The 12,111-nt window shown below is 73.4% G+C and carries 11 protein-coding genes; 6 read left to right on the forward strand and 5 right to left on the reverse strand.

Going from position 1 to position 12,111, the window contains the following annotated elements:
* Positions 1-328: 328 nt before the first annotated feature.
* Entirely contained in the window at positions 329-1,234 is a 906-nt protein-coding gene (locus tag K4G64_RS24865) for a LysR family transcriptional regulator (RefSeq protein WP_221758225.1), read from the reverse strand.
* Positions 1,235-1,348: 114 nt separating this feature from the next.
* Here K4G64_RS24865 and K4G64_RS24870 point away from each other — a divergent pair, with 114 nt between their 5' ends.
* Positions 1,349-1,627 carry a hypothetical protein gene (locus tag K4G64_RS24870; protein ID WP_260460929.1) on the forward strand — a complete coding sequence of 93 codons (279 nt, stop codon included), beginning with the start codon at positions 1,349-1,351 and terminating at the stop codon, positions 1,625-1,627.
* 119 nt (positions 1,628-1,746) lie between these two features.
* Here K4G64_RS24870 and K4G64_RS24875 read toward each other — a convergent pair whose 3' ends face one another.
* Positions 1,747-4,275: a SpoIIE family protein phosphatase gene (locus K4G64_RS24875; RefSeq protein ID WP_221758226.1), complete on the reverse strand. Its 2,529-nt coding sequence runs from the start codon at positions 4,273-4,275 to the stop codon at positions 1,747-1,749.
* A 478-nt stretch (positions 4,276-4,753) separates the two neighbouring features.
* Between K4G64_RS24875 and K4G64_RS24880 the strand changes: the two genes are divergently transcribed.
* Complete coding sequence (locus K4G64_RS24880; protein WP_221758227.1) at positions 4,754-5,944, forward strand: CaiB/BaiF CoA-transferase family protein; 1,191 nt, start codon at positions 4,754-4,756, stop codon at positions 5,942-5,944.
* Between the two features lie 65 nt (positions 5,945-6,009).
* Here K4G64_RS24880 and K4G64_RS24885 read toward each other — a convergent pair whose 3' ends face one another.
* A complete protein-coding gene (locus K4G64_RS24885) occupies positions 6,010-6,654 on the reverse strand; it encodes a phosphoribosyltransferase (protein WP_221758228.1) in 645 nt (214 codons plus the stop codon).
* Between the two features lie 112 nt (positions 6,655-6,766).
* Complete coding sequence (locus K4G64_RS24890) at positions 6,767-7,426, reverse strand: dienelactone hydrolase family protein (protein ID WP_221758229.1); 660 nt, start codon at positions 7,424-7,426, stop codon at positions 6,767-6,769.
* 118 nt (positions 7,427-7,544) lie between these two features.
* Between K4G64_RS24890 and K4G64_RS24895 the strand changes: the two genes are divergently transcribed.
* From K4G64_RS24895 to K4G64_RS24910, 4 genes are all read left to right on the forward strand, one after another.
* The gene (locus tag K4G64_RS24895; RefSeq protein ID WP_308122482.1) at positions 7,545-8,570 is read left to right on the forward strand and encodes a DJ-1/PfpI family protein; all 1,026 of its coding nucleotides are present in this window, start codon (positions 7,545-7,547) and stop codon (positions 8,568-8,570) included.
* Positions 8,567-9,169, forward strand: a complete 603-nt coding sequence (locus K4G64_RS24900; protein ID WP_221758230.1) for a DJ-1/PfpI family protein — start codon at positions 8,567-8,569, stop codon at positions 9,167-9,169. Before K4G64_RS24895 ends, K4G64_RS24900 begins: the two co-directional genes overlap by 4 nt.
* Positions 9,170-9,226: 57 nt before the next feature.
* Positions 9,227-9,682, forward strand: a complete 456-nt coding sequence (locus K4G64_RS24905; RefSeq protein ID WP_221758231.1) for an archease — start codon at positions 9,227-9,229, stop codon at positions 9,680-9,682.
* A 206-nt stretch (positions 9,683-9,888) separates the two neighbouring features.
* Positions 9,889-10,995, forward strand: a complete 1,107-nt coding sequence (locus K4G64_RS24910) for a CapA family protein (RefSeq protein ID WP_221758232.1) — start codon at positions 9,889-9,891, stop codon at positions 10,993-10,995.
* A gap of 45 nt (positions 10,996-11,040) precedes the next feature.
* Here the strand turns inward: K4G64_RS24910 and K4G64_RS24915 are convergent, their stop codons facing one another.
* On the reverse strand, positions 11,041-12,060 hold the full coding sequence (locus K4G64_RS24915) for a sigma-70 family RNA polymerase sigma factor (protein WP_221758233.1): 1,020 nt from the start codon (positions 12,058-12,060) through the stop codon (positions 11,041-11,043).
* Between the last annotated feature and the right edge of the window lie 51 nt (positions 12,061-12,111).

Genomic DNA, 12,111 nt, shown 5'->3' on the forward strand with positions numbered 1-12,111 from the left:
CTGTCCGCCTCTGTCCGTCTCCGGAGTGGCCGGGCGGGCAGCCGGGTTGTTGGGCGGCCCGCGGACGGCCATCGGGCGGCCTGACGGACCGCCGGAGGGGCGGACGTGCAGACGGGCAGACGGGCAGACGGGCAGGCGTATGCCGGATGGGCGGACGGCCCGTCGGGCGGTCGGATGGCCAGCCGTCCCGACGGCCGGGACGGCCGGAAGGCCAGGGACGGCCGGAAGGCCAGGGACGGCCGGAAGGCCAGCCCGGGACGGCCGGGACGGCCGGATGGCCAGGACGCCGGGACGGCCGGACCGTCGGGGCCTACCACCGCCCGGATCCTCAAGCGACCGCCGTGAGAGCCAGACCCCGTAGTTCCTCCAGGGCCGCCGCCACCGCCGGGCGGGCGTGCCCGCCGGTCCGGGTGCAGGTCAGGAGCTTGCGGTGGGGATTACCGGTGCAGCGGACCCGGGTGATCGGCAGATGCGGGGTGAGATGGGCCAGACGCGGGATGAGGGCGACGCCGAGCCGGTGGGCCACGAGGTGGGCGCAGACGTGCCAGTCGAGGGCGTGATGGACGACCTCGGGGGTGAACCCGGCCGCGCCGCAGGCGGAGAGGACGTGCGGTCGGCAGGGACTGTCCTCCACCGGCGCGATCCACGCCTCCCGCGCCGCCTCGGCGAGATCGACCCGGGTCCGTCCCGCCAGCCGGTGGCCCTCGGGCACGACGAGGTCGAACGGGTCGTCGAGCAGCGGCTGCTGGTCGAACCGCGTGTCGCTCAACGGCGGGTTGTGCGGGGTCGCTTCGACGACGGCCAGGTCGGTCGCGCCCTCGAAGAGCAGGTCGAAACTCTCCGGTACACCCGCCTCGGTGATCCGGACGGACAGCCGCGGGTGCCGCTCCCCCAGCCGGGCCGCCATCGGCGCCAGCAGCACCGAGACGGCCACCGGGAAGCCGGTGACCCGCAGCACCCCGGAGGGCGCCCCGTGGTCGGCCCGTAGATCCAGTTCGGCCTGGTCCCAGCGGGCCTGGATGGCGTCGGCGTGCGCGAGCAGGCTCTCGGCGGCCGGGGTGAGACGCACCCCGCGCCCCTGTGGCTCCAGCAGGTCGACGCCCAGGTCGCGGGCGAGCTGCCGTACCTGCTGGGAGGCGGCGGACGGCGTGAAGTGCAGGGCTCGGGCGGCCGCGGTGACCGTGCCGTAGTGGGCGACCGCCCTCAGGACGTGCAGCCGACGCAGGTCAATCATGAAGGCCAGGCTTCACAGTGACGTCCACAAAGTCAACCTGGACGTGTACGGATCTCCGGACGCACCCTGGCTGTGTCGCGACGGTCCACCACCACGACGTACGAGGAGTCAGACATGACCAGCACCGAGGCCACCGGTGCCACCGCCGCCTGCCCGCATTGCGGTTGGCCGGACGCAGGCGAGCCGTTCCGTGTGCTGTCCCGGCACGCCACCGCGACGGGCCACACGGAGTGGACGCGCTGCGGATGCGGCTCGTTGCAGGTCCGGGTCGCCGACGGCCGCGGAACGCGCGTCGTCTCGCGCAGCGGACCCGCGGCCCCCCGAGTGCCGCGAGCCGTTGAGTGCGGCACCGGGAGTTCCCTCGGCGCGGTGACCCGTCAGGAGCCGGGGTGACCGTCAGGAGCCGGGGTGACCGTCAGGAGCCGGGGTGACCGTCAGGGCATCGATGCGCGCGAATCAGAGTCCACGCTCGCTCCGGACGCTCGTCCGACGCGCGCCGCGGCGGGTGCCGGTCAGGCCTGGGGCCCGTCATCCGCGGCGGGTGCCGGTCGGGCCCGGCTCCCGTTCTCCCGGGGGCCGGGAACGCCGAGCACCAGCAGCGTCACGTCGTCGTCAGAGGCGTCCGCGTCCGCGATCAAGGTCCTGAGCAGGCAGTCCGCCGCCCGGTCGAGGGCGCCGCGGTCGTCGACCGGGGCACCCTTCAGCGCGACGCCGACGGTGTCGGTCAGCACGTCGACCTGGGCCTCGATGTCGGTGCCGGGCCTCTCGACCAGCCCGTCCGTGTAGAGCACGAGGGCACTGCCCGGCGGCAGCGGCAGGGTCACTTCCTCGAAGGGCACCGCGTACGTCGCGTCGTTGACGCCCAACGGCACGCCGACCGGTGCCTTCAGCCGGCAGGCGGGCCCGTCGGGCGGCAGGGCGATGACGGGCAGGTGTCCCGCCGAGCACAGGGTGAGTTCGTGCCTGTCCTGGTCCAGGATCAGGTAGACACTGGTGACCAGCTGGCCCGCCAGGTCGCCGACGAACCGGTCGAGGGCCTTCATCAAGCCGCTGGGGGCGGCCCCCGCGCGGGCCAGGGCGTGGGAAGCGGAACGCAGCTGCCCCATGACGGCTGCGGCCTCCAGGCCCCGGCCCATGACGTCGCCGATGAGGACGCCCGTGCGGTGCTCGTCGAGCGGGATGACGTCGAACCAGTCGCCGCCGACCCCGGGGTCCTGGACGGACGCCAGGTACCGGTAGGCGCAGGGCAGGTACGCCAGTCGGGGCGGCTCCCCCATGAGGCTGTGCTGAAGGGTGTAGGCGATCCGCCGCTGCTGCTCGTAGCGCTCGGCTCGTTCGGCCTCCAGCCGTCTGCGCTCGGTGATGTCCCGGACAGTCAGGACCACGAGGGTCTCCTGCTCGGCCCGCAGGCTGCTGACGCTCACCTCGACGGGAAACTCGGAGCCGTCGCCGCGCAGCCCGTACAGGTCCTTGTCCAGAACCGTCGGCTTCGGATCACGCAGGCGGAGGTAGGCACGCAGGAGCGCGCAGTGCCGCCGGCGCCGAGCAGCGGGCACCAGTCCGACCACCTCGGTGCCGACGAGATCACCCGGCTCGTGTCCGAAGAGGCGTTTCACCTGCGGGTTGGCCATGACGACCATGCCGTCGCCGTCGGTGATCAGGGTGGCGTCGGGAGCGGACTCCAGCAGCGCGACGAACCGCCGGTGCGCCCGCCGGACCTCGCGTTCGGCCGCGACGCGGTCGGTGATGTCGATGTACACGCCGCCCAGGGCGTACGGCGCGCCGGATGTGTCGTTGAGCAGGAACCGGGTGGACAGGAACTCCCGCCGGCCTCCCGGCAGGTCAAATGTCTTCTGCCGCTGTATCGGCCGGCCCTCCGCCAGCACGGCGAGGTCGGAGGCGCGCGCCTGACGGGCGAAGTCGGGCGGCAGGACGTCCTGGTCGAGACGGCCCAGGACCTGCTCCCGGGACAGGCGCAAGGTCTGCTCGAACCTCGTGTTGACCGCCAGGAGACGGCCCTCGAGATCCTTGATGAACACCATCGCGGGCGTGTACTCGATGAAGGCCTGCAGCAGTTCGTTCTGACGCACCCGCCACGCGAGACGGGCGTGGGCCACCTCGACGCGGCGGCCCACGGCCAGGGTCGTGAAGATCACCGCCGTGAACACGGTCACGTGGCCGAAGACGAGCAGCCCGGTTCCCAGCCGCTCCCCGAACAGCCCGGCGTCCTCGGCGGTCAGAACGGCCCAGCCCAGCAGCGGCGGCACGATCACGACGGTGACGAACAGCCATCGTCCGAGCGCGCCCGTCGTGCCCGCGTTCAGTATCAGCCCCGCGCCGCCCTCGCCCGGATGGGCCAGGAAGAGCGCCGTACCGAACAGTATCAACGCCGTCGCGGTGTGCAGAGCCATGCCCGAGTAGGGACCGAACTGATCCAGTTCGGTCACTCCGTAGGCGGCCCCGTACAGCCTCAGCATGCCGAGAGCGCCGACGCCCAGGCCCAGGATCTGACTCACCCAGACGGGGATCCGGGGCACACTCGCGCACAGGGCGCCCACTCCCCCGGCGATCAGCGCCGCAGTCGTGTTCGGCGCCATCCGCCCCGGCGGCCCCGTCCCCTGGTGGACGGTGTCGTCCTTGAAGAGCAACTCGTCGATGCCCAGGTCCGCACCGATCACGGCCTCCGCGACGGTGAGCGTGGCGATCAGAGTGACGAGGACCGCCGCCGCACGGGACACGGCGAGCGCGACCGGGCTGATCCGGCGGAGGGAGATCACGTACAGGGAAAGCGCGAGCGCCACGACAGCGACGGAGGTGTTGGCCTTCATGGCCACCGAGACCCCGGGCAGCACTTCCTTCAGAGCGTCGGCCCCCAAGGTCCAGCCGATCAGACTCACCAGGCCCAGCAGACCGGCTGCCAGGGCCGCGATCCCGGCCACCCGGCGCGCGGTGGCGAGAACGCGTGGGCTGAACGGCAGTCCGTCGACCTGCTCCGGGCTGCCCGCACCGGGCGACCCCGGCGTCTGCTGTTCCCTCGTCACCTCATACTCATCCCTGCCGAATGAACACCAATCCGCATCAATCGGCCTAAGTAACAAAAAGGGTATAGCTGCGGCGGGCAGCGGGCCCCGCAAAGCGGCTCCGCCTCCGGGCAGCGGGGGGGAGACTCGGCGCCCGGCGCCACCTTCGGCGCCGCGCCACCGCGGTGCACACGCCCTGCGCCGCGGCCGCACGCCGAACGGCGGGCAGCTTCCGCCACCCGGCGGCGTCCCCGTCCCCGAACCCGCCGCCGCCCTGGAGCTGATCAAGGACATGATCAGTCCGGGCTCACGCTCGATGAGATCGCCGAGGTGCCCGGGCATCCGGATGCCGCGTCGGCGAATGCCCCACGTCACCGTCGCCACCGCCCGTGAAACCGCCTTCCGGCGTGATCCGGATCGCGTCGGTGGCCGGCCCCTGCGTCCCTCCCCCTGCGGCAAACTGTCCAAGCCCCCCGTACACGATTCAGGAGCTTGAGGCATGAGCGTGCAGCGCTACCCCCTGGCCGGGGTCACGGTGGTCAGTCTGGAGCAGGCCGTGGCCGCGCCCTACGCCACGCGGCAGCTCGCCGACCTCGGTGCCCGGGTGATCAAGGTGGAGCGGCCGGGCGGTGGTGACTTCGCGCGCCGGTACGACACGACCGTGCACGGCCACTCCAGCTATTTCGTGTGGCTCAACCGCTCCAAGGAGTCCCTCACGCTCGACCTGAAGGACCCCCGCGGCCACGAGATCCTGCACGACCTCCTCGACGGCGCCGACGTGTTCGTGCAGAACCTCGCGCCGGGCGCCGCCGCCCGGCTCGGGCTGGACGCCGCCACCGTCACCGGCCGGCGCCCGAACCTGATCCCCTGCACGATCTCCGGCTACGGCACGACCGGCCCCTGGTCCGACCGCAAGGCCTACGACCTGCTCGTGCAGTGCCAGACCGGGCTGGTGTCACTGACCGGGACGCCCGAAGGAACCGCCCGGACCGGGATCTCCGTCGCCGACATCGCCGCCGGGATGTACGCCTACAGCGGCGTCCTCACCGCCCTGTACACCCGTGCCACCACCGGCGAGGCCCATCCCGTGGAGGTGTCCCTGTTCGAGGCGCTCGCGGAGTGGATGGGCCAGCCCGCCTACTACACCCGGTACGGCGGCACCCAGCCCCCGCGTCTGGGCACGCAGCACGCCACCATCGCGCCGTACGGGACGTACACCGCGGCCGACGGCAAGGAGGTGCTGTTCTCCATCCAGAACGAGCGGGAGTGGGTCGCTCTGTGCGCCGAGTTCCTCGGACGCCCCGAGCTGGTCGACGATCCGCGGTTCGCCACCGGCTCCGACCGTGTCGCTCACCGCGAGGAGCTGAACGCCGTCGTCGCCGAGCGGTTCGCCCGCTCCGGCTCCGACGAGATCCTCAAGGACCTGGAGCGCATCGGCATCGCCTGCGCCGGGGTCAACGACGTCGGCGCCTTCCTGGACCACCCCGTACTGGCCGCCCGTGGCCGCTGGAGCGAGGTCGAGGTGCCGGGCGCCACCGTGGAGGCGCTGCTCCCGCCCGCCGACCTCGCGGGTCTGCCCGCGCGCATGGACCCCGTGCCGGCCGTGGGCGAGCACACCGAGGCCATCCTCACCGAGCTGGGCCGCACCGCCGAGGAGGTGGCGGCCCTCCGCACGGACGGCGTCGTCTGACCCGGGAAGGCACGTCGTCGTCCGGTGTGGCTGATTTCCGCCAGTGCTGTCAGGTGCACAGTGGGTCACAGCTGCACGTGCAGCGCCTCCAGGACGTCCTGGTCCGTCAGTTGGTCGAAGTTCTCGTACCAGAGGCCCACCGCCATGAACGCGGCCGGCCGGTGCAGGCAGACCACCTCGTCGGCCTCGGCGCGCATCAGATCGGCGCCCTCCGGGGAGCACACCGGCGCGGCCAGCAGCACCTTCCCGGGCTCCTGACGGCGTACGAAGCGCAGCGCGGCGCGGGCCGTGGAGCCGGTCGCCAGGCCGTCGTCGACGACGATCACGGTCCGTCCGCGCAGGTCCGGGGCGGGTCGGCCCTGCCGGTACAGCCGCTCGCGGCGCCGCAGTTCGGCGCGCTCCCGCTCGATGACGGGAGCGAGCGCGGCCTCGCCGATACCGAGGTGACGCAGGGCGTCCTCGTCGAGGAGCGGCACCTCGTCCCCGGCCATGGCGCCGACGCCCAGCTCCTCATGGTGAGGTGCCCCGATCTTCCGAACGACGAGCACGTCGAGCGGGGCGTCCAGCGCGGCGGCGACCTCGCGGGCCACGGCGACTCCGCCGCGGGGCAGGGCGAGGACGAGGGGGTCGGGCAGGTGCCCCTCGCGCTGCCGGGTGCGCAGTGTTTCGGCCAGTTCCTCACCGGCCTGCCGGCGATCACGGAACCGCATGACGGTCACCTCCGCTTCCCGCACGAAAGAGGACCCAGGCCGGTCCGGCTCCCGCGTACCCCCGGGCCCGCCGGACGAAGCGCCGACCGGTCGGACGAAGCGCGCCGACCGGTCACCCGCCTGTGTCGGCCCGTATCCGCTCGTCGCACCACTGCCGGGCCGCCTCGGTGACCTGGTCGAGCGCGCCCGGTTCCTCGAACAGGTGGGTCGCGCCGGGGACCACGTGGAGGGTGTGGGGACCGGGCAGCCGCCTGGCCGCCTCCTCGTTGAGCCGCAGCACATGCGTGTCCCGGCCGCCGACGATCAGCAGCACCGGTGCCCGTACGGCGTCCAGGGCGTCACCGGCCAGGTCGGGCCGCCCACCGCGCGAGACGACCGCCCCTACCCGGTCGGGGCGTTGCGCGGCGGCGACCAGGGCCGCGCCCGCGCCGGTGCTGGCGCCGAACAGGACGACGGGCAGGTCCGAGGTGCCGGGCTCCTGCGCCAGCCAGTCGAGGGCGGCGACCAGTCGGCGGCCCAGCAGGGGGATGTCGAAGCGGAGTTCGGCGGTGACGGCGTCGCGGCGTTCCTCCTCCTCGGTGAGCAGGTCGATCAGCAGGGTGCCGAGCCCCGCGGTGCGCAGACCGGCGGCGACCTCGCGGTTGCGGGGACTGTGCCGGGAGCTGCCGCTGCCGTGCGCGAACAGCACGACCGCGCGGGCATCCGGGGGCACGGCCAGGTCGCCGGTGAGATCCGCGCCGCCGGCGGGCAGGGTGACCGTCCGGGACATCATCGTCAGCCTCCTCTCCCCCGGTTCCCGTGGTACCCACGCCGCGGTGGATGTCCCATGGCGCGATCTGTGGGGTGCGTGTCGTTGACGCCGTACCGAGCGCCGATGGAGCGTGAGGGGCGTGACCGATCGCCGTATCGTCTTCGTCGTCTTCGACGGCTTCCAGCCGCTCGACCTCACCGGACCGCACGAGGTGTTCCACAGCGCGGGCGAGTACGCCTGCGAGGTCGTGGCCACCCGGGCGGGGCCGGTCCGGTCGGTGAGCGGGCTGGTCATGCACGCCGCCCACGGCGTGACGGACCTCGACCCGGCCGGGACGGACACCCTCGTGGTGGTCGGCGGCCGGGGCGTCGACCGGGCCCGGGAGGACGCGGCGCTCGTCGCTTGGGTCGCCGCCGCGGCGGCGGGTGCCCGGCGGGTGGCCTCGGTGTGCAGCGGGGCGTTCCTGCTGGCGGCCGCCGGTCTGCTGGACGGGCGGCGGGTCACCACGCACTGGGCGCGTGGGGACCAGCTGGCCCGGGAGCATCCCGAGGTGCGCGTGGACTGCGACCCGATCTTCGTCCGGGACGGGCGGGTGTGGACGTCGGCCGGGGTGACCGCCGGGATGGATCTGGCGCTCGCCCTGGTGGAGGACGATCTCGGCCGCGGCGTCGCGCACGAGGTGGCCCGGCGGCTGGTGCTGTTCCTGCGCCGGCCGGGCGGGCAGTCGCAGTTCAGCGTGGCGCTGTGGTCGCGGCAGCCCGCGACGGATCCGGTGCGGGCCGCCGTCGGCGCGATCCACGCCGATCCCGGCGCCCGGCACGACATCGCGGGTCTCGCCGCACATGCCGGGCTGAGCCCGCGTCACCTTCAGCGCCGCTTCACCGCCGAACTCGGTGTGCCGCCGGCGACGTACGTCGAGCGGGTGCGCGTCGAGGCGGCCCGGCGGGCGCTGACGGACGGGGACGAACCGGTCGATGCCATCGCCCGGCGCTGTGGCTTCGTCACCGCCGAGACCCTGCGCCGCACGTTCCACCGCCGGCTCGGTGTCGCGCCGTCGGACTACCGCGCCAGGTTCCGCTCCACGAGCGGGGCCCTGGCCGATCTCGCGGAACTCTCAGATGAAGGAACAGAGGATGAAGGAACAGAGGAAGGGACAAGCGCATGACGACCTACGGCCTGCTGGTCTTCGAAGACGCCGAGGAGCTGGACTTCGTAGGGCCCTGGGAGGTCTTCACCGTCTCCGCGCGGCTGCGGGACAGCGGGGACACGGCCGTGCTCGTCTCCGAGCATGCCGGGCCCGTGCGCTGCAACAAGGGCTTGCGCGTGCTGCCCGACCACACCTTCGACGACCATCCGCCGCTGGACGTGCTGCATGTGCCGGGCGGGCTGGGCGCGCGTGAGACCCAGCTGCACAACCCGGTGGTCACCGGCTGGATCGCCAAGACGGCGGAGCAGGCGACCTGGGTGCACGGCGTGTGTACCGGCACGTTCCTGCTGCATGCCGCCGGACCCGCCCGGGGGCGCCGGGTGGCCACGCACTGGAGCCAGGAGGACACCCTGGTGGCGCGCGGGGACGTGACGGTGGTCCGGGACGCCCGCTATGTGGTCGACGGCGGCCTGGTCACCAGCCAGGGCGTCTCGGCCGGGATCGACAGTGCGTTGTGGCTGGTCGGGCGGCTGCACGGCCGGGATCACGCACGGGCCGTCCGGCGCTACATCCAGTACGACCCGGCGCCGCCGTACCTGGCGGACGAGCCCGTCTGATTCACCCGTCCGGGGCCGGGGCCGCATGGGTGGGCGAGCCTCGGGCAGGCGATGTTCATGGGCGGTGACACGAGCGACGGCGGGCAAGGACGGCAGCCGGGCGAGTGCGGGCACCGGGCGGTGCCGCATCCCGGAGACATCCGGATCGAGGCGTGGGCGGCGTGCAGAGAGCACTGCCTGGCGGAGGCCGTCCTGGCGATGGTCGAGTGTTTCGCGGACGTCTCCGGCGTGCGGCCCACCGCCGTGGACCGGGTGCGGCTGCCCGAGGCGAGCAGCGACGACCTGCTCGCCGCGCTGCTGGACGAGATCATCTTCCGGCTGGAGGTCCACGGGCAGGTGCCCGTGGACGTGGAGGCGGACGAGGCCGACGGCGGCCTGGACGTACGGCTCGCCGTCACCGGCATCACCGACGTGGAGATCACGGGGGCGGTGCCGACGGCGGTGGCGTGGGACGAGCTGCGGATCGGGCCGGACCCGTACGGGTGGTCGTGTGCGGTGACGGTCGACGCCTGAACCTCTTTGGCCCTGAGTGCGCCTGCCGGTGACGGTCGACGCCTGAGCCCGGGGTGCGCCTGCCCGTGGCGGTCGACGTCCGACCCCGGCGGCCCGGAGTGCGCCTGCCCGTCACGGTCGACGCCTGCCCCGGCGGCCCGGGGCGCGCCTGCCCGTAACGGTCGACGCCTGCCCCCCGGCGGCCCGGGTGCGCCTACCGTGGAGGGGTGGGCGGCGGCGTCGTGACGCTGTTCCTGTGCGGTGACGTGATGCTCGGGCGCGGCGTCGACCAGATCCTCGCGCACCCCGGTGACCCGGCACTGCGGGAGGCGTACGTCCGGGACGCCCGGTCCTACGTCCGGCTGGCGGAGTCGGCGCACGGGCCGGTGCCCGTGCCCGTGGACGCGGCGTGGCCATGGGGTGAGGCGCTGCGGGTGCTGGACGAGGCGGCCCCCGACGCCCGGATCGTGAATCTGGAGACGTCCGTGACGGACGGCGGCACGTTCGCGCCGGGCAAGGAGATCCACTACCGGATGCACCCGGCGAACCTGCCCGCGCTGGCCGTGGCCCGGCCCGACGTGACCGTCCTGGCCAACAACCACGTCCTGGACTTCGGCAGGCCGGGCCTGCTGGACACCCTGGACGCGCTGGCCCGGGCGGGCCTGGGGACGGCGGGCGCGGGACGCGACGCCGACGAGGCGTGCGCGCCCGCGGCGGTCCCGCTCCCCGGTGGCCGCCGACTGCTGGTGTCCGCCCTCGGGGCGCACTCCAGCGGCATCCCGGCCGGCTGGGCGGCCACGGCGGACCGGCCGGGTGTGGCGTATCTGCCCCGCCTCTCGTCCGATGCGGCCGGCACCGTGCTGCGGCGGCTGGGGCGGGCCGGTGGTGACCTCACCGTGGTGTCGGTGCATTGGGGCTCGAACTGGGGGTATCGCGTCCCCCGGGAGCAGGTCCGCTTCGCGCACGCGCTGATCGACGGCGGTGTCGACGTCGTCCACGGGCACTCCTCGCACCATCCCCGCCCGCTGGAGGTGTACCGGGACCGGCTGATCCTCTACGGATGCGGCGACTTCGTCGACGACTACGAGGGCATCTCCGGATACGAGGAGTACCGCGACGACCTGCGGCTGGCGTTCCTGGTGTCGGTCGAGGCCGACACCGGACGGCTGGCCGGGCTGCGCATGGTGCCGTTCCGGGCGTGGCGGATGCGTCTGGAGCCCGCGTCCCGGGAGGACGGTGCCTGGCTGCGTGGCGCGCTGGACCGGATCAGCGGTGGGGTGGGGGTGCGGCAGGAGGCCGACGGGTCGCTGGTCGTTCCCGCGCCGACGGCGTGACGGGGTTGTCCGGGAGGTGGGCCGGCCCAGGCTGGTCGCCGGGGTTCAGCCCGCCCAGGCCAGGAGCCGGTCGCGGTTCTCCGGCTCGCGCAGCCGGGTCAGCGACTCCTTCTCGAGTTGGCGTACCCGCTCCCGGGTCAGGCCGACGCGCCGTGCGACCTCGTTGAGAGTGCGGGTGTGACCGTCGTGCAGCCCGTAGCGCAGGCTGAGAATCATGGCCTCGCGGGGCGCGAGCGTGCCGACGGCCTCACGGAGTTCCTCGGCGAGCGCCCGGAACTCGGCCACCTCAGGGGCCTGGAGCACCTCGGTGTCGGCGATGAGGTCGCCGACGACGGTCTCGCCCTTGTCGTCCACCGGCGTGTCCAGGCTGACGGCGTCCCGTCCGACATGGCGCAGCCAGCCGATCCTGTCCTCGGCCAGGCCGCTCTCCCGGGCCACCTCCTCGACGGTCGGCTCACGCTCCAGGTCGAGTCGCAGCCGCCGCTCGACCTTGGCGATCTTCTGCAGCTGCTCCACGACGTGCATCGGCAGCCGGACGGAGCGCGCGTGCGCGGCCAGGCCCCGTTCGATGGCCTGGCGGATCCACCAGGTCGCGTACGTGGAGAACTTGAAGCCCTTGGTGTGGTCGAACTTCTCCACGGCCCGGATCAGCCCCAGGTTGCCCTCCTGGATGACGTCCAGCATGGGCAGGCCGCGATGGGAGTGCCGTTTGGCCATCGACACCACGAGCCGGAGGTTGGCCCGGACCATGTGGTCCTTGGCCCGCTGCCCGTCGCGGACGGCCTCCTCCAGGTCCCGGCGCCGCTCGGCCGTGAGGTCGTGTTCGCCGGCGTCCGCCGGATCCAGTTCCTCCAGCGCCCGCACGCCGGTCTCCATCCGCCGCGCCAGCCACACCTCGTCCTCGGCGGTGAGCAGTGGGGTCGCGGAGATCTGCGCGAGGTACTGGCCGAGGAGGTCCGGTTCCTCGTCCGGCTCGGGGATGCGGCTGCGCAGCCGGGCGGTGCGGGCGGGGGCCCGCCGGTCCTCCCGGACGTCCGCCGCGGGCTCTTCTGCCAGGGGAGACATCGTCGGGTTCCTCCCTCTCCCGTCTCGTTCCGGCTCGCCCCGGCGGGTACC

The organism is Streptomyces sp. WAC04114 (assembly GCF_019733245.1).
GTDB lineage: Bacteria > Actinomycetota > Actinomycetes > Streptomycetales > Streptomycetaceae > Streptomyces > Streptomyces massasporeus_A.

Bases quoted from the DNA above. Each gene is read 5' to 3' on its own strand.
- K4G64_RS24890 (WP_221758229.1), bottom strand. From the start codon at position 7,426: ATGATGTCCCGGACGGTCACCCTGCCCGCCGGCGGCGCGGATCTCACC.
- K4G64_RS24880 (WP_221758227.1), top strand. From the start codon at position 4,754: ATGAGCGTGCAGCGCTACCCCCTGGCCGGGGTCACGGTGGTCAGTCTG.
- K4G64_RS24905 (WP_221758231.1), top strand. From the start codon at position 9,227: ATGGGCGGTGACACGAGCGACGGCGGGCAAGGACGGCAGCCGGGCGAG.
- K4G64_RS24900 (WP_221758230.1), top strand. From the start codon at position 8,567: ATGACGACCTACGGCCTGCTGGTCTTCGAAGACGCCGAGGAGCTGGAC.
- K4G64_RS24915 (WP_221758233.1), bottom strand. From the start codon at position 12,060: ATGTCTCCCCTGGCAGAAGAGCCCGCGGCGGACGTCCGGGAGGACCGG.
- K4G64_RS24885 (WP_221758228.1), bottom strand. From the start codon at position 6,654: ATGCGGTTCCGTGATCGCCGGCAGGCCGGTGAGGAACTGGCCGAAACA.
- K4G64_RS24870 (WP_260460929.1), top strand. From the start codon at position 1,349: ATGACCAGCACCGAGGCCACCGGTGCCACCGCCGCCTGCCCGCATTGC.
- K4G64_RS24865 (WP_221758225.1), bottom strand. From the start codon at position 1,234: ATGATTGACCTGCGTCGGCTGCACGTCCTGAGGGCGGTCGCCCACTAC.